Below are 22,243 nucleotides of genomic sequence, written 5' to 3'. Positions count from 1 at the left end.
AAACCGTTCATTGCCGATAGCCCCTTGTCGCAGGTTGAGCAGGGCGACAGTTGACAGTATCAAAGGGCTTATGATAAAGTGAGTAATCAATAACTAACTAAGGTTCAAGGCCTTGAGGGCTCGAAAATCAGCGGAACTCCGAAAGACCGAGATCGTGGCCGCCATGCTACGACTGGCGGACGAGCTTGGCCCAGACCGGTTGACAACTGTTGCTCTGGCCAAGGCGGTTGCCGTCACGCAGCCGGGAATTTTCCGTCACTTTCCGACGAAGCAAGATCTTTGGTTCGCTGTGGCCGAGCATATTGCACTGACGATGACCGCAGCATGGGAGGTCGCGCTGGCGGCCGAAACGACACCGCAGAAACGGGTGACCGCCTTGATCACCGTGCAACTGCGCCAGATAGCAGCCCATCCTGCAATCCCCGCCATTCTGCACTCCCGCGAACTTCACACCGAGAATGCCGCTCTGCGCGCCCAATTCGTCGCGTTGATGACCCAGTTTCAGACCCTGTTGGTCGAGACGCTGGCCGAGGGCAGCGCAACGGGCGTGTTTCGAGGCGATCTTGCACCCAAGGACGGGGCCATTCTGCTGATTTCCCTTGTCCAAGGCCTCGCGATCCGCTGGTCGCTTGGTCAGCGGGTCTTTTCGCTGGAGGACGAGGGCAGCCGCCTGCTTGCCTGCCAGCTTGACCTGTTCAGACCACAGCCCGCGTCGGAGAAAACCAAATGAACTTCATTTCAAGACGCACGATTTTCGTACTTGCCGCCATGGGCGTCGTCGCAATCGGCAGTTGGTTCTTTCTGACCGAACGTCCGGTGTTTGTGCCCGTGGTCACAATGGCCCAAAGCACTGAGGTGCGGGTCTACGGCATCGGCACGGTGGAGGCGCGGATCGTGTCGAAGATTAGTTTCGAGGTTGGCGCGGCGTTGGCCGAGCTTCTGGTGGACAGCAACGATGCGGTGACCAAAGGCCAGATGCTGGCCCGGCTGCACCCCGCAGGGCAACAGGCCCGAGTGGCGCGAGCCGAGGCGGGTGTCGCTGCTTCGGATGCCGCGATCCTGAAAGCCGAGGCCAATGTCACGCGGGCGCAGGCAGTGCTTTCCCAACGCAAGGCAGCCAATGCCCGGCAGCAGGACTTGGCATCCCGCAACACGGTCGCCACGACTTCGGCCGAGGAGGCGCAGCGCGATGTCGATGTGGCCGCAGCCGAGCTGACCGTGGCGCAAAGCGATGTCGCGGTGCTCCGCGCGCAAGCGGCTGATGCACGAGCTGCACTACTTTATGAACAGAACTTGCTCGCGCATCACGACCTGATCGCCCCCTTCAATTCTGTCGTTGTGCAGCGCCACGCCGAAGCGGGCACGGTGGTGCGCGCGGGGGACGTGATATTCACCTTGATGGACCCAACAACGGTGTGGGTTCAGACCTATATCGACGAGGGGCGGGCTGGGGATCTGGCGCTTGGCCAACCAGCCGAGATCCGGCTGCGGTCGTTGCCGCATTCAGTTTATTCCGGTGCCGTTATGCGCATAGGTATCGAAAGCGACCGGGTCAACGAGGAACGCCGGGTCTGGCTCAGTTGCACAGATTGCCCCGATCAGGTGTTTCTGGGTGAACAGGCCGAGGTGCGCATCACCACTGCCACCCTGACCGATAGCCTGCTGGTACCGGAGGTCGCCATTCAGGGGTTCGACGGCCATCAGGGTCGCGTCTGGACACTGCAAGACGGGCGACTTGTCCAAATGCCGCTGATCTTTGGCCACCGCACCGAAGATGCGCGGGTGGAAGTCGTTTCAGGCTTACCCAACGGCGCGCAGATCGTGGCCAGCCCGGTCAAGGGTCTGGCCGAGGACCGGATGGCCCGCGTGGCGGGGGGTACCCCATGAACCTCGCCTTCCGCGATGTGCGCCACAACCTTTTCCGTTTTCTGCTTACCTGCCTGGGACTGGGGCTCTTAATGACAGTCGTTCTGGCGATGATGGGCATCTACAACGGCCTTGTGGCCGATGCGCTGAACATCGTGAAGGCCCCGCAGGCCGACCTCTGGGTGGTCGAGGCGGAAACGCAAGGCCCGTTCGCCGAGGCCTCCAAGATCCCGGGCGACACCCGCGATGCAGTGGCGCGCTTGCATGGCGTGGCGCAGGCGGGCAGCATCACTTATCAGACCGTCGAGGCCCCGTTTGAAGGCGCCACGCTGCGGCTCTATGTTATTGGTTATGAGCGTGGTCGCCTCGGCGGGCCGCAGACCATCATCCGCGGGCGCGGGTTGGAGGCCAGCCATTTCGAACTGGTGGCCGATGCCAAGACCGGGCTGGTGCCGGGCGATACACTGATATTGGGGCGCAACCGGTTCACCGTGGTGGGGCTGGTGCGCGACACGATGAATTCTGGCGGCGATCCGGCGGTCTTTCTGACGCTGGCCGATGCGCAGGTGCTGCAAACCCAGCTTGCGCCCCCCGCCGCCCGCGTACAAGCGGCGCGCGGCGCAAGTGTGACCAGCGGTGCTACGGTTGCGGCGGTGATTGCGCGCCTGGACCCGAATGTAGACGCGCAAAACGTCGCCCACACGGTGCGGCAGTGGAAACATCTGTCGGCGCTGACCCAAGCCGAGCAGGAAGACATCCTGATCAAGTCTGTGGTGGACAAGGCGCGCAAGCAGATCGGCCTGTTCCTTGGCATTCTGCTGACGGTGTCCGCCGTGGTGATTGCGCTGATCATATACACGATGACGATGGAAAAGCTGAAACAGATCGCCACACTGAAACTGATCGGCGCATCTGACCGCGTGATCATCGGGCTGATCGTGCAGCAATCCCTGGCGCTGGGGGCGGTGGGGCTGACGCTGGGGTTGGGGCTGATCTTGACGGTCAAGGACTACTTCCCGCGCCGCGTGCTGCTGGAACCAGTCAACGCGCTGGCACTGGCGGGGATCATTCTGGTGGTTTGTGTGCTGGCCTCGGGTCTTGGCGTGCGCGCGGCGCTCAAGGTGGACCCTGCCACGGCTTTGGGGGGCTGATATGACCGATGACAGTCGCCGCGTGATCGTGGACATCAAGGGAGTCGCCAAGCATTACGGGGACGGCGAAGCCCGCGTTGACGCCCTGCGCAACGTGGATCTGCGGGTGCATGCGGGCGAGGTGGTGGCGCTGCTGGGCCCGTCCGGGTCGGGCAAAACCACGCTGCTAAACATCATCGGCTGTATCATTGACCCGTCAGAGGGGCAGGTCAGTCTTGACGGCGAAATGGTTTATGATGGCAAATGGCTGCGCGGCGACCTGCGCCGCCTGCGGCTGGACAAGATCGGGTTCATCTTTCAGGCCCATAACCTGCTGCCCTTTCTGAACGCCACCGACAATGTGGCGCTGGTGCTGCAACTGGCGGGAAAGACCCCCGCTCAGGCGCAGGCCCGCGCGCAGGAACTGCTGGATTACCTTGAGGTCGGCCACCGCGCCCGCGCCATGCCTGCGCTGTTGTCGGGCGGCGAGGCGCAGCGGGTGGCAATCGCCCGCGCGCTGGCCAACAGCCCGCGCATCATCCTGGCAGATGAACCCACGGCGGCGCTTGACAGCAAGCGCGCCGGAATCGTGATGGACCTGTTGCGCAAACTGTCCAGCGAACAGGACGCCTGCATCATCGCGGTAACGCATGACGAAAAGATACTCGATCGGTTTGATCGCCTGTTCCACCTGCGGGACGGGCGGCTGGAAAATGACAAGGGAGACACGCCATGACGACGACACCCTCACGAGGAACGGGTATTTGGGTCGCAGCGGGCATCGCTGTGGTGTTCGGGGCATTGACCATCGTTTCCGGCGGACAGGCACTTTTCGGCGGTGCTGCCGCGCAAGGTGCCGTGGGTAACGCGGTACCCTTCGTACTGTGGTTCAACTTCCTGTCGGGCTTCGCCTATGTGCTGGCAGGGGTCGGGATTGTGATGCGCAAACCCTGGGCTGGCCCGCTTGCCATCGCGCTGGCACTGGCCGTTCTGGCGGTTTTTGGCCTGTTCGGCCTGCACGTCTTGCGCGGCGGAGCCTTTGAGGCGCGTACGGTTGGCGCGATGATCCTGCGCGCGGCGGTTTGGATCGGCATCGCGATCTTTCTTTGGCGCGGGAGGATGCCCGGATCACCACGCGCCTGATGCACACTAGGCCGAGAGGCTTCATCCGGTAGCCGAACCGAAGCCGTCGTCCTTAATCGGCTGGTGGGGTGCGATTGGCCTTGGCGACGCCGACGGGAAACATAGCCCGCGTCAGCACCTGACCGTCCGCATCCACCGTCAACCGCAAGGCCCGTCCTGCATGGCGGAAGGTCAGCCGAAAGCGGCCGAGGTCAGCGTCCACGCCTGCTTCGCACAGACTGGTGACCTCGCCAGCGCGCATCCGCGCCTGGAGGGTGGAGGGATCAATGCCGAAGGCTGACGCGATCACTGATGCGTCCACCTCGAAGCCATTCGTCGTGATGGTGACGACCGTCATGTTTCAGCCAGCATCCGGTTGCACCTCGCTTTTTCTCGACGGTTCGGGGAGCGGCAGGGGCTGGTCGGGTGTGGTCAAAATGCGGGCTGCCGCGCCGTCAAGATCATCATACTGATTGTGACGCATCGACCAGAAGAAGGCACCAAGACTAGTAAGGCCAAGCGCAATCGACACAGGTATCAGAAACAGATGGTTCATGGTTCCGCCCCCCGCACTGCGGGCCGCATCGAGACCCAGGCGTGCCAGGTGCCATGCCCCAGCAACGGAAAGATCACCATCAGGCCCAGCAGGCGCGTCGCGGCCGACAACGCGAAGCCGGCCACAACGATGGCCCCCCACGGCAATACTGCCCGCAGGTTCTGCGTTGTCAGCGCAAAGCTGGTGCCAAGGGCGGTCAGCGCATCGACCCGGCGTTCGAGCAGCATTGGGATGGAAAACAGGCTGATCGCCATGGCGAGGGCCGCGAACAGGCCGCCAACCGCAGACCCCACCCCGATTAGCGCCCAACCGCGCGGGGTGGTCAGCAATTGACCAAGGAACTGGTCATACCCTGGAAACGGCAACAGCCCGTAAAACAACGCATACAAAAGGTCCGCCGCGCGCAGCCATAGCATGACCAGCAGGCACAGCAGCAGCCCCGCGAACACCAGCTGCCCACCCGATCGCGGATGCGTCACGATCATGTTTGCCAATGTTACCGGCTGCCCCGCCTGCAAACGACGGCTTTTTTCATAAAGGCCGATCGCCAGCAGCGGACCCACCACCAGAAAGCCCGACAGCGCAGGCAGGATCAGCGAAGGCAGGCCAACCGCAATCAGCCCCCAGATCACCAGGATGGAAAGCGCAAAGACGGCCAGACCATAAGCCAGGCTTTGTACCGGACTGGCGCGCAGATCAGACCATCCGGCCCCCAGCCATTCCAGCGCGGCCAGACGCGGAAGGTCGCGCGCGAGGACGGTGTCGGGGCGGACCCTTGGGGCGATGGCGGGAAGGGGTTCAAGCATGGTGTCCTTTCCTCAGCAGGCGGGTTTTGCAGCAGGGGGGGCGGCGCCCACCGGCACGCAGCCGGGGGCGGTGTCGAACGCTAGCCGCACGAACTGCCAGTTGGCCGCGATGACCAGCGCCAGCCCGGCGCAGGCCGCAAGAATTGCCCAGTGGCGCGCTGCGGTCATGGGGCTGTCCCCGACAAATCCTCGACATACAGCGCCATCGCGCGGATCTCGGCTTCGGTCAGGCGCGATTGCCAGCTGGGCATCTGCCCCTGCCGGCCGACAACCAGGCCGTGACGCAGGTTGGTGGCATCCCCGCCATAGAGCCAGTCGCCATCCGTCAGATTTGGCGCGCCGCTGCCTGATATCCCGCGGGCATCCTCGCCGTGGCAACCGGCGCAGTTTGTCTGGAACAGCAGTGCACCATCAGACGGATCGTCCGCCATTACGCCCGCGCCCAACGTCTGGACATAATCGGTCAGAACGGAAATCTCTGTGCCTGTCAGCAGACCATCGCGACCAAAGGCCGGCATCTGCGCGAAATGGGTGTCAGGGTGGTCGGCATTGATGCCAACGCGCAGGGTGGTGGCAATCTCGTCCGCCGTGCCGCCCCAGACCCAGATGTTATCATTCAGACGCGGATAGCCCGGCCCGCCGATGCCGTTCGCACCGTGACACACCTGGCAGTTCTGCCCGAACAACGGCTCGGCCGTCGCCAGTGCCCGCGCCATCAGGTCGGGGTCGGCACGGATAGTCTCGAAATCATGTGTCGCGAGCGCGTCCATCCAATCGGCCCGATCTGCGTTGGCGGCTGCGATGTCAGCTGCAACCGCAGTCTTCTGATCGATGCCCAAAAGCCCCTTGGTAAAGGTCTGACCCAACGGCCAGGCGGGCAGCAGAAACCAGGCGACCAGCGCGTATAGATGGGTCACCACCATGAACGCGAACACGATGCGCGGAACGGGGGAGTTCAGCTCCGTGATGCCGTTCCAGACATGCCCGGTGGTCAGATACCCCGAGACGGGATCGCGTTCTTCTACCGACATGGGCGATCCTCCGCGGTCAGGATAGACCGGGCCGCATGGTCGGCACTGGCGCGGCGCGACGGGCGGTAGGTCTGAAAAACCACGATCAGGAAGAAGACCATCAGGTAGATCAGTCCAAAGGTCTTGGCGATGATGACATAGGTTTCATGGGTCATGGCTGCTCCAGCATGGCATCGGGGGCATAGGGGGCTTGGGTCAACTGGCCCAGAACTTGCAGGAAGGCCACGACTGCATCCATTTCCGTCAGGCGCGGTGTGCCTGAAAACCGGCGCAGGGTGGTCGCCTCGCCATAACGTTCGGTTACACCTGCGGCACCGGCCGAGTCCGGGATTGCCTGCGCTTCGGCGTCGCGCGGGGCGTTGGCGATCATCTCATCGGTATATGGCACGCCCAGGGTGCGCAAAGCCGCCAGATGTGCGCCCAGATCATCCACCGCCAAAGGTGCCGTCGCCAGCCATGGATAGGCCGGCATGATCGAGGTCGGCACCACCGCGCGCGGATTGATCAGATGTGCCACATGCCAGTCGTCGGAATACTTGCCCCCCAGCCGTGCGATGTCCGGCCCGGTGCGCTTTGACCCCCAAAGCATCGGGTGGTCATACTGGCTTTCGGCCGCCAGCGAATAGGGGCCGTAACGCTCCACCTCGTCGCGCAGGGTGCGAATCATCTGGCTATGGCAGGCATAGCAGCCTTCGCGGATGTAGATGTTGCGGCCCGCCAGTTCCAGGGGCGTGTAGACCCGCATGTCGGGCAGGGTTTCCACCGTCTCGTCTATGGTGAACAGCGGCGCGATCTCCACGATGCCGCCAACGCTGGCCGCCAGAATGATCCCGATCACCAGCGCAATCGAGTTCTTTTCCAGATTGTAGTGGGCTTTGAACAGGGCCATGGGCTACTCCGCCGGTTGGGGGGACAGGGGGCGGTCGGCGGCCGCATTGCGCGCGCCCCGCACCGTCAGCCAGATGTTCACCGCGCCCACACAGATGCCTGCCAGGAAGAGCGAGCCACCCACCACGCGGGTGATGTAATAGGGGCGCATCGCCTCCATGCTGTCGATGAAGGAATAGTTCAGCGTGCCCGCGTCGTTATAGGTGCGCCACATCAGCCCTTGGGTGATCCCCGCGTTCCAAAGGGCGAAAACGTAGGTCAGCAGCCCGGCCAATGCCAACCAGAAGTGCCACTCCACCAGCTTGGGCGAATACATCGCGGGTCGTCCCCAGATTTGCGGGATGACCGAGTAGAACGCCCCAAAGGTGACCATCGCAAGCCAGCCAAGCGCACCGGAATGGACATGCCCCACCGTCCAGTCGGTGTAATGCGACAGCGCATTGACCGGGCGGATCGCCAGAAATGATCCCTCGAACGTCGACAGCCCATAAAATACCGCCGCCACGAACATGAAGCGCAGCGTCGCATCATCGCGCACCCGGTGCCATGCGCCGTTCAGCGTCAGCAGCGCATTGCCCGCAGAGGCCCAGCTTGGCACCAGAAGCATGACCGAAAACGTCATGCCCAGCGTCTGCACCCAATGCGGCAGCGCGGTGTAATGCAGGTGGTGCGAGCCGACCCACAAATAGAAGAACGTGATCCCCCAGAACGACAGGATCGACAGCCGGTAGGAAAAGATCGGCCGCTGCGCCCGCACCGGCAGGTAGTAATACAGCATCCCCAGAAAGCCCGAGGTCATGAAGAATGCCACCGCGTTGTGGCCATACCACCACTGCACCATCGCATCCTGCACGCCCGAAAACGCCGGATAGCTTTTTGCCCCGGTCCAACTGACCGGCAAGGCGGCGGCATTCACGATATGCAGCATCGCCACCACCACGATGAAGGCCAGGTAATACCAGTTGGCAACATAGATATGCGGCTCGGCCCGGCGCTTGAGCGTGCGCAGGTACAAGACCAGATAGGTCACCCAGACGATGACCAGCCAGATGTCGGCATACCATTCCGGCTCTGCATATTCCTTGGACTGGGTGATCCCCATGAAATAGCCGCTGACCGCCCACAGGCAGAACAGGTTATAGCCAATCAGCACCAACCATGGGCTAAGCTGATCTGCCAGCCGCGCGCGGCAGGTGCGCTGCATGACGTGAAACGAGGTGGCGATCAGCGCATTGCCGCCAAAGGCAAAGATCACCCCCGTCGTATGCACCGGGCGCAGACGGCCATAGCTGGACCACGCCTGCCCGAAGGTGGCGTCGGGCCAGACCATCAATGCAGCCACCCACAGCCCGATGGCCATCGCAAACACGCCCCAGATCATCGCCAGCACGATGCCCACCTTGATCGGGTCGTCGTAATACTGCAGCAGCCGCGCAGGGTTCGGCAGCGGCTCTTCCAGCACGCCCCCCACCGCAAAGACCAGCACAAGGCCCAGCCCAAGCGCCATGAACCCATGCACTGCCATGGGGTCGTGATTTCCCACCGCCGCCATGGTCAGGCCCAGCAGCGCCAGAAGTGCCGCTAGCGTCATCGCCACGTTGCGCTCTGTGCGGGTCAGGTGGGAAATCATTCAACAGTCCTTTGTGGGCGCGGCCGGTGTGGTGCTGATAGAACCCGGGAAGCGCCGTTTCGTTGCTGCAGATCAGCCTGCAAGCGATTCAAACCCCGTTGCCTGCCATCGCTCGAACACCGGGCACAGCGGGCAAGGCAATGTCGGCAAGCGTGGACCGATCAAGATCGGCCAGAAACGCCGCCTCGGCGCTGCGCAGGCGGGATTTCAGGCGGCAGCAGCCCGTGAGCGTGCAATCGCCCCCCGTGGCCGCAAAACATTCGACCAGCGGCTGCCCTTCTTCCAGCAGGCGCACGATTGCGCCCACGGTTACCTCTTGCGGGTCCCGGGCCAGCATCGCCCCCCCACCGCCTCCGCGTCGGGTGGTAACAATTCCGCCCTGCGCCAACCGCTGTATGATCTTGGTCAGGTGATTGCGTGACAGACCGAATTCATCGGCCAGTTCGGCGGTGGAAAGCGCCCGGCCCGGCGCGCTGGCCAGCCGCATCAGCATCCGCAGGCCATAGTCGGTGAAAGAGGTCAGGCGCATGGTCTAAAGGGTTCCATTGAATCGGTATTTACAATACCTATTAGCAGCCCTAGACCAGAACACAACCCTGAATGACCGGAGCCGATCATGCACCACGATGCCGCTGCACACCCCATCCGGTCCGCCCGGCCTGCAATGACCGCCGCGTTGATGGCCGAAACCGGACTGAATGAGGCGATCCTGACCGCGCTGGTGCACCGGTTCTACGACAAGGTCCGCGCCGACCCCGTGCTGGGCCCGATCTTTGCCACCCGCATCACCGACTGGGAGCCGCACCTTGCGCGGATGGTCGACTTCTGGGGCTCGGTCGCGCTGATGACCGGGTGCTATCACGGCTCGCCAGTGGCCAGACATGCCGACCTGCCGGTGACATGGGCGCATTTCGAGCGCTGGCTGGTCCTGTTCCGCGCAACCGCAGATCAGGTTTGCCCACCCGCCGGTGCCGCCCATGTCATCGCCCGTGCCGAACGTATCGCCCGGTCGCTGAACTTTGCCATCGAAGATGCCGCGCGTGATCCTGATGTGGTCCCTGACCTGAACCGTTCGCATGGAATGAGCCAGATCGACCTTTCCAAAGACGACACCTGACAACCTCCACATCGGCCGAAACGTTGTTGCGGCACAACGAAGGGACGCAGCCATCAGGCTAGATTTCGGGAAACCACCTGCTCTCGAAAGGAAACAAGATGCTGACCAGACGCGCTGCACTCATGGGGGCCGCCTTGGTTGCGGCCTCGCCCTATGTTCTGAAAACCTCCGTCGCGGCGGAAGAGGTAATGGACACCTCTGGTGCTGCCCCGGTCGATCTGTCGGCCATGACGCGGCGCAAGGTGAAACTGGTCGCCCCGCCGTTCGTGCATGATCACGAACAGGTGGCGACGGTTGGCCCACAGATCGTTGAATTCGAGATGAAAATCATCGAGAAGGAAATGCAGGTGGATGAGGACGCCTGGATACAGGCGATGACCTTCAATGGCTCGGTTCCCGGCCCGCTGATGGTGGTGCACGAGGGAGACTATGTCGAACTGACGTTGTTCAACCCGGCCGAAAACATGATGCAGCACAACATCGACTTTCATGCTGCCACAGGCGCCTTGGGCGGCGGGTCGCTGACGCTGGTGAACCCCGGCGAAAAGGCGGTGCTTCGGTTCAAGGCGACGCGGCCGGGGGTGTTTGTCTATCACTGCGCGCCAGGTGGTCCAATGATCCCGTGGCATGTGGTGTCGGGCATGTCGGGTGCGATCATGGTGCTGCCACGCGACGGGCTGAAGGACCATCTGGGCCAACCGGTGTCGTATGACCGGGTCTATTACGTCGGCGAGAATGACTTCTACATTCCGCGCGGCGAAGATGGTGCCTACAAGCGCTTTACGGACGTTGGCGAGAGCTATCCCGACACGCTGGAGGTGATGAACCGACTGATCCCGTCGCATGTGGTGTTCAACGGCCGGGTCGGCGCGCTGACCGGCACCAATGCGCTGACCGCGGAACAGGGCGAAGCCGTGTTGTTCATCCACTCTCAGGCCAACCGCGACAGCCGCCCGCACCTGATTGGCGGGCATGGCGATCTGGTCTGGGAAACCGGCAAGTTCAACAACGCACCAGAGCGTGATCTGGAGACGTGGTTCATTCGCGGCGGATCTGCCGGGGCGGCGCTCTATACCTTCCTGCAGCCCGGCGTTTATGCCTACGTCAACCACAACCTGATCGAGGCGGTCAATCTGGGGGCGACGGCGCATGTGATCGTCGGCGGTGACTGGAACAACGACCTGATGGAACAGGTGGTGGCCCCGGTCGAATACGACGTGGCCCACGAGGGCCGGACCGCACTGCCGTAACGCGGGCCACCAACGCCAATAGGCAGCCCCGTGTCCGGGGCTGCCTTTTTCTATCCGGAGGTCAGTCATGAAACGTCGCATCGCACTTGCATCGCTGGTCGTGGTCACCGTGGGCGCCACCGTCGCGCTTTGGCCCGATCAGACCGAACCTCTGAAACTGCCCGAAACCATCCGCCTTGCAGACACGCAGCAGGACTATCGCCCGGCGGGTGATTTCCGCCAGGGAACCCGCGTCGTCGACGCGCCAAAACAACGACAAGACGTGCCTGCGGTGGATGTCATGAAATACTACGTGACCGAAGCAGAATACGCGCTGTGCGTGGCCGAAAATGCCTGCCCGCCCGTACCGTCTGCCGGGCGGACAGATTTCGCACAGACCGGGATCAACCATGCGGACGCCACCTCCTATGCCGCGTGGCTGACCACGCGCACCGGGCAGCACTGGCGCCTGCCGACCGACGCCGAATGGCTGCGCGCGGCGGCCGAACGCGGCAGCGACGACGGCTTTTCCGAAGCGGCCAATGGCACAGACCCCTCACGTCGCTGGATCGCAAGCTATTTGCGAGAGGTCGAGTTGCGCGGCGAGGCCGATTACGACGCGCATCCGGTGGGGCACTACGGGGTCAACCTCGTCGGCGTGGCAGACATGGCCGGCAACATCTGGGAATGGACCGAAACCTGCTTCAAGAATGGAACGCTGTCGCCAGACGGCGCGGCGATCCTGACACAATCAGACTATTGCGGCGTGCGTGCCGTACAGGGCAAACACCGCGCTTTCGTGATCGACTTCATCCGCGATGCGCGGTCTGGCGGATGTGCGGCCGGCGTACCGCCTGATTATCTGGGATTTCGTCTGGTGCGGGACGGCGCGACCTGACGGATCAGGTCATCTTTGGCGCGGCATCCGGCACAAAAAAACAAAGAGCGGCCCCATAACCGGGGCCGCCCTCTTTGCTTGATCTACTGCGTTACTCGGCGATTTGTGTAAACAGCGGCTCGAACCGCGCATTCGCCTTGCCTTTATGGACCACAGCCGTCGCCGCATCCAGGTTGACCGGAGCGCCAACCTGAATCAGCGCCACCATGCCCATCGTGTAATGCGGGGTGCATTTGATACCATACAGGCCCTCGGCCGTAAGCGTCAGGACAAAGTCATCGCCCAGTTTGCTTTTGAACGGCTCCACGCCTTCGGGCAGCATGTCCTTGATGTTCTCGGCATTGTGGCCCTTGTCGGTGGAAATGAAGGTGATGGTGTCACCGACAGCCGCTTTGACGAAGGCGGGCTCGAACACCATGGCACCCTCGGCACCTTTGTTCAGCATCATCACCTCAAAATTTTCCGCATAGGCAGCGGGCGCCAGCAGCAGCGCGGCAAGACTGGCGGCGATCAGTTTCGGGAACATGGCTTGTCCTTTCGTGGAACAGTAGCGATTGGTCTTGCCTCTGTTCTAGGCTAAGGTCGCCTGCGGCTCGTTGTGCTGCCACAACATCGGAGGCTTTGTGTTAAAGAAACTTGACGAAAGCCTGCTGACCGACCTTCCGCCATTTCGCAAACTGTCACGCCCGCAAATCCGCGAGATCCTGGATGCGGCAACGCCGTTGCGGTTTGATGCCGGGGTCGCGGTATTCAGCGAAGGCCTGCCGATCGAGCGGTTCTTTTTGCTGCTCGACGGCCATATCCGGGTGATCCGCACCACGCCCGGCGGCGATCAGATCATCGCGCTGCACATCGCGCCGGGGCAGTTGTTCGGCATCGGGGTGGCGCTTGGGCGGACCTCCTATCCGGCGACGGCGATGACGGCGGATGAGTGTCTGGCGCTGGCGTGGCCCAACCGGCTGTGGGCCACATTCACCGAACGCTATGACGGTTTTGGCACCGAATCCTACAAGGTTGTCGGAGACCGCATCGGCGAAATGAACAACCGCATCGTCGAGCTGGCGACCCAAGCGGTGGAACAGCGCGTGGCCTGCGCCATCCTGCGGCTGATCACCCAGACCGGCCGCAAGGTCGAGGGCGGGATCGAGATCGGCCTGCCGATCACCCGGCAGAACATATCCGACATGACCGGCACCACGCTGCACACCGTCAGCCGCTTGCTCAGCGGGTGGGAGCGCGACGGCATCGTGATGTCGGAACGGCGCAAGATCACGGTGACAGCACCACATCAGTTGGTGATCCTCAGCGGCGCGACCGTCTGAGCCTCAGCGGCCATTCGGCTGACGGCGGGCCGGGTTCGGCAGGGTCAACACCGGGGCAAAGTGCCAGACGAACAGGCCGAACCCAGCCGTCCACAGTGTTGCCGCGATCCACAGCCCGGCCAGTCCGGGAACCGCCACCCGCACAACCGCCGCCAGCGCCACACAGGCAAAGGCCAGCGTCAAGGCAGCACCTGCTTCCAACGCCCGCCCCGTATGACCAAGCGAGGCGCGCATCATCACCGCAACCGTCATGCCGCCAAAGCCACCGATCCCCAGCAGATGAAACCCGGTCGCGGGCGGCACATCCGCAAGGGCCGACAGACCCAAGGCCACCAGCAAGACCCCGGTCGGCAGCGACATCGGCCAGATCATCCAGACCGTCAAGGCCAGCAGCACCCCGTCCAGGCTGACCGCATCAAACCGTCCGAAAGGCACAGGCAGCAGGCCCGGCTCCGGCGACTGCTTGACTAGCCTGTTGCGGGTGAAGCTCGGAATGATCCACCCGCCGATCAGCATGATGGGCATCACCACCATCGCAAAGCCAAGGCGACGGCGGCAATCGGCAGTGCCCACCACCATCACCGCGACCGGCCCAAGCCCAAGCGCGCCTGCCACCGCCAACCGCCCGATCAACCACAAGGCCGTCAACTCCATCAAGGGCCAGCCGCGTGCCGGCATGCAACCCGTCCAGTTCGGAATCGCGGTGAACAGGAACCCTGCGATCACTGCAGAGCTGTACCCGAACAGCAGCTCGTGGATGTGCCAATTCAGCGGTCAGAACGGACCGTCCAGCACAACATCGCCTGACCAGACCACCATCCAGAGCGGCTTGATCAGCGCTGCTCAAGCGCCCGCCATCAGGAACAGCGGTCGGACGCCATAGCTGAAGAACGCGGGACCGATGTAGGGCGGTCGCATTGGCGTGGATATCATTCGGGCCTTTTCGTTATTTCCCAATCCCGCCGGGGCCGCCTGGGAAAGGGAGAGATCTACACGGCAACTGCCGCACGCAACTCAGCGCGAAACATTGTTTCATCGAGCCCGTATTCCGCACAGGCATCAGTCACGGTGTGAAACGGTGCGATCGGGCAACCAAAGCAGGCCATGCGATGGGACAGGAATACCCCGGCAGTCGCGGGCCACTGGGAAAACAGTAATCCCAACGGCAGATCAGGGTCGTCCATCCTTGGGTTGAACATCGTGCCTCCGCTTCGGCTGGCTAGCCGTTACCGAAATGTGCCCGTGCGATTGGCCTGCGTCGTTGTGCTGGAACAACGTCTGTCCGTGCTTGGGTGCGTAGAACCGCCTGATCCGCAACAATCGCCAGGACCGACCGAATGTCAGAGATCCTCACGAAGTCACGGGCCAGAAACATTTTCTACGGTGGATCCTTGTTCTTCATCGTGGTGTTCGTGCTCATGACGATCCACTCGCACCGCTATGTGGTCAATGTCTCCACCGCCGGCATGCCGCTGACGCCCGAGGTCATCCTGGGTAAGCATGTCTGGGAGCGGCACAGCTGCATCAACTGCCACACGCTGCATGGCGAGGGGGCGTATTTCGCGCCAGAACTGGGCAATGTGATGACCCGTTGGGGCGTGCTGGAAGACCCCGAGGACGCTTACCTCACGCTGGACGGCTGGATGGCCGCCCAGCCCAGTGGCATCGAGGGGCGGCGTCAGATGCCCCATTTCGCGATCACCCCCGAAGAGATGCGCGCCCTTTCCGAATTTCTCCGGTGGGCCGATCAGACAGACACCCAAGGTTGGCCGCCAACGGATGCGGGCTAGGAGAAAGACATGAAATATCAATCGCAAAAGGTCGCTTACGCCTATTTCCTCGTGGCAATGGGCCTGTTCGGCATTCAGGTGCTGGGTGGCTTGCTGGCGGGTTGGGTCTACATCTCGCCCAACACGCTGTCCGAGGTGCTGCCCTTCAACATCATCCGCATGATCCACACCAACGCGCTGATCGTCTGGCTGCTGCTGGGCTTTTTTGGCGCTGCCTATTTCCTTGTGCCCGAGGAGTCCGAACGTGAGATCTGGTCGGTCAAGCTGGCCTATTTGCAACTGATCATCTTGGTGGTCGGCACCCTTGGCGCGGTGGCAGGATATCTCGTCGGGATCCATGGCGGGCGCGAATTTCTGGAGCAACCGCTCTGGGTCAAGTTCGGCATCCTGATCGCCGCCGTGATCTTCCTTCTGAACATCTCGATGACGGTGCTGGCCGGGCGAAAAACCGCCATCACCGGCGTCTTGCTGACGGGGCTTTGGCTGTTGTCGCTGTTGTGGATCTTCGCCTTCATCAACCCCGACAACCTGAGTCTGGACAAGATGTACTGGTGGTTCGTCGTGCACCTTTGGGTCGAGGGCACGTGGGAGCTGGTGATGGCCGCGATTCTGGCCTTTCTGATGCTGAAGCTGACAGGCGTTGACCGCGAAGTGGTGGAAAAGTGGCTTTATGTGATTGTCGCCACGGCGCTGTTTTCCGGCATTCTCGGCACCGGTCACCACTTCTACTGGATCGGCCTGCCGGAATACTGGCAGTGGACCGGCTCGATCTTTTCGGCCTTTGAGGTGGTGCCGTTCTTTGCGATGATGTCATTTGCCTTCATCATGGTCTGGAAAGGGCGGCGCACCCACCCCAACAAGGCGGCGCTTCTCTGGGCCTTGGGCTCGGCTGTTGTGGCGTTTTTCGGGGCGGGCGTCTGGGGGTTCCTGCACACATTCCATGGCGTGAACTTCTACACCCACGGCACGCAGATCACCGCAGCCCATGGCCACCTTGCGTTTTACGGTGCCTATGTTGCGATGAATCTGGCGATCATCACCTACGCCATGCCGCTGTTGCGCGGCCGTGCACCCTACAATCAGGTGCTGAACATGGTGTCGTTCTGGCTGATGACCGGGGGCATGGCGTTCATGACCTTTGTGCTGACCTTTGCCGGCACGATCCAGACCCATATGCAGCGGATTGTCGGCGACTACTACATGGATGTGCAGGATCAGCTGGGTCTGTTCTATGTGATGCGCTTTGGCGCGGGCATTGCGGTGGTGCTGGGGGCGATCCTGTTCATCTACAGCCAGATTGTGGTGCGGCGTGAGGTGATTGCGCAAGACAGCACCGCAACGGGAGAGGCCGCATGAACGCGCTTTCCCCCAATCCGACGGCGCCGTACTACCGCCCCGTCGCAGATGAGGTGGCCTTGTTCGAGGCGGCCCATGCCAATGGTCTGCCCCTTCTGCTGAAGGGGCCCACGGGGTGCGGCAAGACACGATTTGTCGAACATATGGCGGCCCGGTTGGGCCGCCCGCTGTACACCGTGGCCTGCCATGACGACCTGTCGGCGGCCGATCTGATCGGGCGCTATCTGCTGCGCGGTGGCGCGACGGAATGGGTCGATGGCCCGCTGACCCGCGCCGTGCGCGAAGGGGCGGTCTGTTATCTGGATGAGGTGATCGAGGCGCGCAAGGACGTGACGGTGGTGCTGCACCCGCTGACCGACAACCGCCGCACCCTGATGATCGACCGCACCGGCGAGGAACTGGTGGCCCCGCCCGGCTTCATGCTGGTGGCAAGCTACAACCCCGGTTATCAGAACATCCTCAAACGGCTGAAACCATCGACCCGCCAGCGGTTCCTGTCGATCACCTTCGGCTTTCCCGATGCCGCAACAGAGGTGGCGGTGGTCGCGCGCGAAAGCGGGCTGGACACCAACCGCGTTGCGCCGCTGGTCCGGTTGGCGGGGCATATACGCGCGCTATCGGGGATGGATCTGGAAGAGGGTGTTTCGACCCGGCTTCTGATCTATGCCGCATCGCTGATCGCCGGGGGCATGGCGATTGACCGCGCCCTGCAGGCGGCGGTGGTGGAGCCGCTGACGGATGAGCCTGATGTCGCCCAGGCGCTGCGCGACGTCATCGCAGCGGTTTACGGGTAAGCCGATGGCCCTGCACCCGATGGATCTGATGGAGCCGGAAGAGACGGTTGGCAATCTGTGGCACGGGGTCGCCCGGCGGCTGGCCCCGGTGGCGGGCTTTGCCGCCCATGCCGTGGCGCTGGATGCGGTGCGCCCCGGCGTCACGCTGTTGTTCCGGGCGCTGGGGGGCAGACACGGCGTCGAGATTGCCGCCAGCCCTGCCACCGCGTCACGCCACCGCCGGGGGATCGGTGCCGGACTGGCGGAAGCGCGGGTGCTGGAGCATGTGGCCACCTTTGACGGCGCGGCACTGCGCCTGCCGCCGGTGATGGATGCCTTTCCCACCGCAGATCTGAACCGCGCAGCCTATCTGTGGCTGGCCGCCATGGCGGCGGCGGCGGAACCCTATGTGGTTTCGGGGGATGCGCGGGATCATGACCTTTGCCACCTTGCCGCGAATGAAAAGGCAACCGCGCGCACGCTGGCGCTGTGCCCCGGACTGCGCGCCCCGCATGCCGCCTTTTGCACGCATCTGTTGCAAGCGATGCCAGATCTTGCCAGCTCGGCGGGGGAACGCAGCGTGTGGGAGCGGGCCCGTGCGCTGCTGTCGGGAGATCCGCTGCCAGACACCAGCCCCGGCCCTGCGGCCCGCGGTTATGCCCCGTTTCCCCCGCTGCCGATCTGGCTGCGGATGGAACACGCCCCAAAGGGCAGTGCAGCCACCCCGGCAGAAGACGCGATCAGCGCGCCCCCCGGCCTTGCCAGCCCGACCCGCAAGCAGGGCAAGCGCGAAGATAACGAGCAGGCCAACCGCACCGACAGCTTTATCATGCACCGGTTCGAGTCGATCTTTTCCTGGGTGGAAAGCATGGGCCTGAACCGCGCGACCGACGATGACGATCTGGAAAACGCCCAGAAGGCGGCCGAGGATCAGGACCACATCACGCTGTCAAAGCACCACAAACGCGCCGCCACGCGGCTGCGCCTGCATCTGGACCTGGCCCCACAGGACGCCGACCACGAGCGGCTTGCCGACATCTTCACCTACCCCGAATGGAACCACCGCGCCCGCGCCTACATGCCCGACCACACCCGGGTGCTGGAGGCCGAGGCCACCCCCGGCGACACCTTTGCCCCTGACCCGCGCCTGATGGCCCGCGTCCGCCAGCAGTTTGAGGCGATGCACCCCCGTCGCATCCTGTTGCCGCGCCACGTGGACGGGGCAGAGCTGGACCTTGACGCGCTGATTGCCGCACAGGTCGCGATCCGTGCCACCGGGCAGGGCAGTGACCGCATCTTCCGCAATCTGCGGAACGTGGAGCGGGATCTGTCGGTGGCGATCCTGATGGATTGCTCGCGCTCCACCGAATCCGTTGTCGGCAGCCGCAGCATCATCGACACCACGCGCGAGGCATTGGCCGCACTCGCAGGAGGCATCGACGCAGCCGGAGATCGTCTGGCGATCTGGGGGTTTTCATCGCTCCGCCGCGACCGGGTGTTCCTGACGCGCTGCAAAGGGTTTGCCGCGCCCATGACACCCGAGGTTACAGCCCGCATCGGTGGCATGCGCCCCGGTCACTACACCCGGCTTGGGGCTGCGATCCGCCATGCCTCTGCACAGCTTGCGCAAGAGACATCGGCCCGCAAGCTGGTGCTGGTTCTGACCGATGGCAAGCCCAATGATCTGGACCATTACGAGGGCACGCACGGCATCGAAGACAGCCACATGGCCGTGCGCGAGGCCCGCCGCGCGGGTCAGTCGGTGCATGGCGTGATCGTCGATGTCGACGGGCAGGACTGGTTTGCCCGAATCTTCGGCCGCGCGGGGTTTACTCTGCTGCCCGACCCGGCCCGCCTTGGCCGCGCTCTACCCGACATTTACCGTTCCCTTACGCAGGAGACCTGACATGCGCCTTTTCCTTGTGCTTTTTACATTTGTTGTTCCGTCCGCTGTTCTGGCCGAAGCATTTCAGCGCCCGATCCCGCAGCCGCAGACAGCCGAGGCCGAACTGGCCTATCTTGCCGCCTCGCTGATTTTCCTCGCGGCGCTGATCGCGGTACAATGGCTGGTCGGCCGCAGATGAGCACGCGCCCAAGCTTGGGGCGTCTGTTCCTTTATCTCTATCCGTTCGGCGCAGGGGCGATGGCGGTCAATGTGTTCTTCGCCTCGCTGATCTGGTCCTGGATCGGTTGGCCGGTGCTGACGCCTGTGCAGTCGGTGCTGGGAGGCGCGGTGCTGGGCGTGCCTGCCACATGGGCCTTTGCCCGCCATATCCGCAGTTTGATGGAAAAGGCCGATAAGTGAACGTCGCGGGATAGACAGAATTCGGAGCCGCATAGCTTGCAGTTGCAGCGGCGCATCTCTTCCGAATGGGGCCGAATGCGTGAAACCCTGATTGTCCACGGACCCTAGACCATAGCGAGAAAAGCAGCAACGTTTCAGCGCAAATCAATCGTGTTGCTGTTCTTCGGGGTAAACTGCTAAGCACCTACCTCTTTTCGGCGACTAACGTTCTGCTTCGCTGGAGAAGCCAGATCTGTGACGTCCCGCCGAGCTGGTGGTTGCAACGACCTTTTTGTTTCGGCTGACGAAAATTACCCCGTTGAGGCATCCAGCTCGAATATCAACATGAGCCTAAAGCCCCGGCACGGATATCGAAACAGGCTTGACCAGAACTCGCAACCAAAGGCCAAAACACAGACTATGAAACGCGGGAGTATCGAACTCCCTCGGGCACATGGTCATCGAACATGCTGGCTACGATCCGCGTCAGCGCGCGGCCGTCAGGAAGAATCCTCAGAACGTCACCTTCACAGCTGATCAGTTCCCCGAACTTGGCTGCAGCATGCTTCATGATCGGGGCAAGCGCTGTCGCGGCTACGCCAAACTCTGGTTGCAAGTCAGTCAGGTTGAGGCGAAAATCACACATCAGGAATTCAATCGCCCGGGCGCGCAGGGCATCTTCTCCTGCCATGGCGTGCCCGCGTGACCCTGCGAAACCTCCCGCCGTGATCCGCTGGATGTAGGCGGCCGTTGCCGTTGCATTTTGCACATAGCCGCCAGGAAACCGTGAAATCGACGATGCGCCGAGGCCGATCAGCGTCTGGCAGCCGTCGGTGGTGTAGCCTTGGAAATTGCGACGCAGACGTCCCGTGCTTTGCGCCTTTGCCAGCGCGTCGTTGGAACGGGCGAAGTGATCAATCCCGATGGCCTGCATTCCAGCTTTACCGAACCGTTCAGCAGCAAACGCTGCAAGGCGATACCTTGACACATCACCGGGCAGTGCGGCTTCATCAATCAGCTTCTGCCGCTTTGACACCCACGGAACGTGCGCGTAGCCGAAAAGGGCGACGCGATCAGGCGCAAAGGTTAGCACCTTTTCAACCGTATCGGCGATGTGTGCTTCCGTCTGATGTGGCAGGCCGTAGACCAGATCAGTATTGAGCGACAAGATCCCCGCCGCGCGCAAATCGGCAACACAGACTTGCGTTAACTCAAAGGGTTGCTCACGCCCAATTGCCTGCTGAACTTCTGGCGCAAAATCCTGAATGCCGATTGAGGCGCGGGTCATGCCCTCAGCGGCCAAGGCATCAATTTTGGCCCGGTCGACCATCGTCGGATCGATCTCGACCGAAAACTCGAAATTTTCTGCCGGTTCAAACACATCGCGGATCGCGCGGGCCAACCTGTGAATCAAGATTGGCGGCAGAATGGTTGGTGTGCCGCCTCCCCAGTGCAACTGGCCCATCCGCAGGCCTCTTGGCAGGATATGACGGAGCAAAGCCAGTTCCGCCTCAAGTGTTTCGATATATCCTTCCACTGGGGCCAATGTCTGGGTGCCTTGGGTATGACAGGCGCAAAACCAGCATAGGCGCTCGCAGAACGGGATGTGAATATAGACCGAAACCGGTATGCGCGGATCCAGCTCTGCAAGAGCTTCTGACTGAAACGCGGCACCGATCCGGGGTGAGAACACGGCTGCTGTAGGATAAGACGTGTAACGTGGCACACGCGCATCAAAAAGACCAAGCGCGCGAAGATGTTCTATGTGTTCCATTTTTCCTAAGATACCGACAAGAGCGGGCATGACGTTGCGCTACATCAAACGACGACAATCTTTTTCCGGCGCAGAACAGTCGGTCCAGATAAGGCGGTCTAGGTCTCGCAGCGCTTCTGATCACAGCCGTGGCGCGATGCGGGCTTACGCAGCCGCAACCTTCTTCGCGATACATTCAGAGAGCCACGCGTCCAGCCTGCTGACGTCAGGGGGCAGGCTTGCAGCCATCCCCTCGGCGAAGACCTCGAAAGCCGGGAGGTTCAGCGCATTTATGCCGACAATGACCGGAATGCCCATGGAAAGCGCTTCGGCGATCACGCCGCGAAAGCCTCGCCCTTCGGCTTCGTGTTTGCCGAATTTGTTGACGATGAGGACATCTGCCCCCATCGACAGCTCGGCAGATACCAGACCGACGGCAGTTTCCAGTGCAGCAGGGTCAAGCCTGCAGCCACGCGAGGATCGACCAAGGTCCTGACTGATACGCAGCACGGGCCCTTCGGGCAAAACCTGAACATCCATGTCACATGGGCCCGTATCAGCCCGTTCCGAGTTGATCTGAACGGTGCCACAGCACCTGAGACCGCGCGACACAAGCTGAGTGGCCAGCTTGAAAAGGATCAGGTCGGTGTCTCCCCTTCCGGGTGCCATTGTGTAGGCTAAACGCATCTGCA

Annotated in this window: 29 protein-coding genes; 15 read left to right on the top strand and 14 right to left on the bottom strand. The window is 62.5% G+C overall.

Translation table 11 applies throughout. The annotated features are described in order from the left end of the window. Positions 1-112 precede the first annotated feature (112 nt). From Q8K08_RS04965 to Q8K08_RS04945, 5 genes are read left to right on the top strand one after another with little or no spacing between them, the layout of a single operon-like run. A complete protein-coding gene (locus Q8K08_RS04965) occupies positions 113-730 on the top strand; it encodes a TetR/AcrR family transcriptional regulator (protein ID WP_304803007.1) in 618 nt (205 codons plus the stop codon). Beyond that, on the top strand, positions 727-1,887 hold the full coding sequence (locus tag Q8K08_RS04960; RefSeq protein WP_304803005.1) for an efflux RND transporter periplasmic adaptor subunit: 1,161 nt from the start codon (positions 727-729) through the stop codon (positions 1,885-1,887). The genes Q8K08_RS04965 and Q8K08_RS04960 overlap by 4 nt, the downstream gene beginning before the upstream one ends. Continuing rightward, complete coding sequence (locus Q8K08_RS04955) at positions 1,884-3,017, top strand: FtsX-like permease family protein (RefSeq protein WP_304803003.1); 1,134 nt, start codon at positions 1,884-1,886, stop codon at positions 3,015-3,017. Before Q8K08_RS04960 ends, Q8K08_RS04955 begins: the two co-directional genes overlap by 4 nt. Position 3,018: 1 nt before the next feature. Beyond that, positions 3,019-3,732, top strand: coding sequence for an ABC transporter ATP-binding protein (locus Q8K08_RS04950; RefSeq protein WP_304803001.1), 714 nt, complete (start codon positions 3,019-3,021; stop codon positions 3,730-3,732). Beyond that, on the top strand, positions 3,729-4,139 hold the full coding sequence (locus Q8K08_RS04945; RefSeq protein WP_304802999.1) for a hypothetical protein: 411 nt from the start codon (positions 3,729-3,731) through the stop codon (positions 4,137-4,139). Before Q8K08_RS04950 ends, Q8K08_RS04945 begins: the two co-directional genes overlap by 4 nt. 52 nt (positions 4,140-4,191) lie before the next feature. On the opposite strand, the gene Q8K08_RS04940 is transcribed toward Q8K08_RS04945, so the two are convergent. The 9 genes from Q8K08_RS04940 to Q8K08_RS04900 form a co-directional block, all read right to left on the bottom strand. Continuing rightward, entirely contained in the window at positions 4,192-4,476 is a 285-nt protein-coding gene (locus tag Q8K08_RS04940; RefSeq protein WP_304802997.1) for a DUF6522 family protein, read from the bottom strand. Between the two features lie 3 nt (positions 4,477-4,479). Beyond that, complete coding sequence (gene ccoS, locus Q8K08_RS04935; RefSeq protein ID WP_305249360.1) at positions 4,480-4,674, bottom strand: cbb3-type cytochrome oxidase assembly protein CcoS; 195 nt, start codon at positions 4,672-4,674, stop codon at positions 4,480-4,482. Further along, positions 4,671-5,480, bottom strand: a complete 810-nt coding sequence (locus Q8K08_RS04930; RefSeq protein WP_304802993.1) for a DUF2189 domain-containing protein — start codon at positions 5,478-5,480, stop codon at positions 4,671-4,673. The genes ccoS and Q8K08_RS04930 overlap by 4 nt, the downstream gene beginning before the upstream one ends. A 12-nt stretch (positions 5,481-5,492) precedes the next feature. After that, positions 5,493-5,648 carry a hypothetical protein gene (locus tag Q8K08_RS04925; RefSeq protein ID WP_304802991.1) on the bottom strand — a complete coding sequence of 52 codons (156 nt, stop codon included), beginning with the start codon at positions 5,646-5,648 and terminating at the stop codon, positions 5,493-5,495. After that, the gene (gene ccoP, locus Q8K08_RS04920; protein WP_305249359.1) at positions 5,645-6,511 is read right to left on the bottom strand and encodes a cytochrome-c oxidase, cbb3-type subunit III; all 867 of its coding nucleotides are present in this window, start codon (positions 6,509-6,511) and stop codon (positions 5,645-5,647) included. The genes Q8K08_RS04925 and ccoP overlap by 4 nt, the downstream gene beginning before the upstream one ends. Then, positions 6,502-6,666 (bottom strand): cbb3-type cytochrome c oxidase subunit 3, encoded by a 165-nt coding sequence (locus Q8K08_RS04915; protein ID WP_304802987.1) that lies wholly within the window; start codon positions 6,664-6,666, stop codon positions 6,502-6,504. Before Q8K08_RS04915 ends, ccoP begins: the two co-directional genes overlap by 10 nt. Then, on the bottom strand, positions 6,663-7,400 hold the full coding sequence (gene ccoO / locus Q8K08_RS04910) for a cytochrome-c oxidase, cbb3-type subunit II (RefSeq protein WP_304802985.1): 738 nt from the start codon (positions 7,398-7,400) through the stop codon (positions 6,663-6,665). Before ccoO ends, Q8K08_RS04915 begins: the two co-directional genes overlap by 4 nt. Before the next feature lie 3 nt (positions 7,401-7,403). Then, positions 7,404-9,029, bottom strand: coding sequence for a cytochrome-c oxidase, cbb3-type subunit I (gene ccoN, locus Q8K08_RS04905; RefSeq protein ID WP_305249358.1), 1,626 nt, complete (start codon positions 9,027-9,029; stop codon positions 7,404-7,406). Between the two features lie 88 nt (positions 9,030-9,117). Beyond that, a complete protein-coding gene (locus tag Q8K08_RS04900; protein ID WP_304802981.1) occupies positions 9,118-9,558 on the bottom strand; it encodes an Rrf2 family transcriptional regulator in 441 nt (146 codons plus the stop codon). An 87-nt stretch (positions 9,559-9,645) separates the two neighbouring features. On the opposite strand from Q8K08_RS04900, the gene Q8K08_RS04895 reads away from it, so the two are divergent. The 3 genes from Q8K08_RS04895 to Q8K08_RS04885 all read left to right on the top strand — a co-directional run bounded on the left by Q8K08_RS04895 (position 9,646) and on the right by Q8K08_RS04885 (position 12,273). Next, the gene (locus Q8K08_RS04895) at positions 9,646-10,146 is read left to right on the top strand and encodes a group III truncated hemoglobin (protein WP_304802978.1); all 501 of its coding nucleotides are present in this window, start codon (positions 9,646-9,648) and stop codon (positions 10,144-10,146) included. Positions 10,147-10,244: 98 nt separating this feature from the next. Further along, positions 10,245-11,396, top strand: a complete 1,152-nt coding sequence (gene nirK, locus Q8K08_RS04890; RefSeq protein WP_305249357.1) for a copper-containing nitrite reductase — start codon at positions 10,245-10,247, stop codon at positions 11,394-11,396. Positions 11,397-11,463: 67 nt separating this feature from the next. Continuing rightward, positions 11,464-12,273, top strand: coding sequence for an SUMF1/EgtB/PvdO family nonheme iron enzyme (locus Q8K08_RS04885; protein WP_305249356.1), 810 nt, complete (start codon positions 11,464-11,466; stop codon positions 12,271-12,273). A 91-nt stretch (positions 12,274-12,364) separates the two neighbouring features. Here Q8K08_RS04885 and Q8K08_RS04880 read toward each other — a convergent pair whose 3' ends face one another. Continuing rightward, positions 12,365-12,799: a pseudoazurin gene (locus Q8K08_RS04880; protein WP_305249355.1), complete on the bottom strand. Its 435-nt coding sequence runs from the start codon at positions 12,797-12,799 to the stop codon at positions 12,365-12,367. A 97-nt stretch (positions 12,800-12,896) separates the two neighbouring features. Between Q8K08_RS04880 and Q8K08_RS04875 the strand changes: the two genes are divergently transcribed. Then, the gene (locus Q8K08_RS04875) at positions 12,897-13,595 is read left to right on the top strand and encodes a Crp/Fnr family transcriptional regulator (RefSeq protein WP_304802970.1); all 699 of its coding nucleotides are present in this window, start codon (positions 12,897-12,899) and stop codon (positions 13,593-13,595) included. A gap of 3 nt (positions 13,596-13,598) precedes the next feature. Here Q8K08_RS04875 and Q8K08_RS04870 read toward each other — a convergent pair whose 3' ends face one another. Together Q8K08_RS04870 and Q8K08_RS04865 are read right to left on the bottom strand one after the other, a co-directional pair. Then, on the bottom strand, positions 13,599-14,366 hold the full coding sequence (locus Q8K08_RS04870) for an NnrS family protein (protein WP_304803011.1): 768 nt from the start codon (positions 14,364-14,366) through the stop codon (positions 13,599-13,601). A 218-nt stretch (positions 14,367-14,584) separates the two neighbouring features. Continuing rightward, the gene (locus Q8K08_RS04865; RefSeq protein WP_304802968.1) at positions 14,585-14,794 is read right to left on the bottom strand and encodes a DUF1858 domain-containing protein; all 210 of its coding nucleotides are present in this window, start codon (positions 14,792-14,794) and stop codon (positions 14,585-14,587) included. A gap of 138 nt (positions 14,795-14,932) precedes the next feature. Here Q8K08_RS04865 and Q8K08_RS04860 point away from each other — a divergent pair, with 138 nt between their 5' ends. The 6 genes from Q8K08_RS04860 to Q8K08_RS04835 are packed head-to-tail and all read left to right on the top strand — an operon-like array spanning position 14,933 to position 19,819. Then, positions 14,933-15,385 (top strand): cytochrome c, encoded by a 453-nt coding sequence (locus Q8K08_RS04860; protein ID WP_304802965.1) that lies wholly within the window; start codon positions 14,933-14,935, stop codon positions 15,383-15,385. Between the two features lie 9 nt (positions 15,386-15,394). Further along, positions 15,395-16,741, top strand: a complete 1,347-nt coding sequence (locus tag Q8K08_RS04855) for a cbb3-type cytochrome c oxidase subunit I (protein WP_304802964.1) — start codon at positions 15,395-15,397, stop codon at positions 16,739-16,741. Further along, positions 16,738-17,535 (top strand): CbbQ/NirQ/NorQ/GpvN family protein, encoded by a 798-nt coding sequence (locus tag Q8K08_RS04850; RefSeq protein ID WP_304802963.1) that lies wholly within the window; start codon positions 16,738-16,740, stop codon positions 17,533-17,535. The genes Q8K08_RS04855 and Q8K08_RS04850 overlap by 4 nt, the downstream gene beginning before the upstream one ends. A 4-nt stretch (positions 17,536-17,539) precedes the next feature. After that, positions 17,540-19,420, top strand: coding sequence for a nitric oxide reductase activation protein NorD (locus tag Q8K08_RS04845; protein ID WP_304802962.1), 1,881 nt, complete (start codon positions 17,540-17,542; stop codon positions 19,418-19,420). Between the two features lies 1 nt (position 19,421). After that, on the top strand, positions 19,422-19,598 hold the full coding sequence (locus Q8K08_RS04840; RefSeq protein ID WP_304802960.1) for a protein NnrT: 177 nt from the start codon (positions 19,422-19,424) through the stop codon (positions 19,596-19,598). Beyond that, a complete protein-coding gene (locus Q8K08_RS04835) occupies positions 19,595-19,819 on the top strand; it encodes an NnrT protein (protein ID WP_305249353.1) in 225 nt (74 codons plus the stop codon). The genes Q8K08_RS04840 and Q8K08_RS04835 overlap by 4 nt, the downstream gene beginning before the upstream one ends. A 397-nt stretch (positions 19,820-20,216) precedes the next feature. Here the strand turns inward: Q8K08_RS04835 and hemN are convergent, their stop codons facing one another. Both hemN and Q8K08_RS04825 read right to left on the bottom strand, forming a co-directional pair. Then, on the bottom strand, positions 20,217-21,572 hold the full coding sequence (gene hemN / locus Q8K08_RS04830; RefSeq protein WP_305249352.1) for an oxygen-independent coproporphyrinogen III oxidase: 1,356 nt from the start codon (positions 21,570-21,572) through the stop codon (positions 20,217-20,219). Positions 21,573-21,716: 144 nt separating this feature from the next. Further along, positions 21,717-22,220, bottom strand: a complete 504-nt coding sequence (locus Q8K08_RS04825; protein WP_305249351.1) for a DUF2478 domain-containing protein — start codon at positions 22,218-22,220, stop codon at positions 21,717-21,719. Between the last annotated feature and the right edge of the window lie 23 nt (positions 22,221-22,243).

Origin of the sequence: Pseudotabrizicola sp., assembly GCF_030684215.1 — a bacterium.
GTDB lineage: Bacteria > Pseudomonadota > Alphaproteobacteria > Rhodobacterales > Rhodobacteraceae > Pseudotabrizicola.
This window is presented reverse-complemented; position numbering and strand designations above follow the sequence as displayed.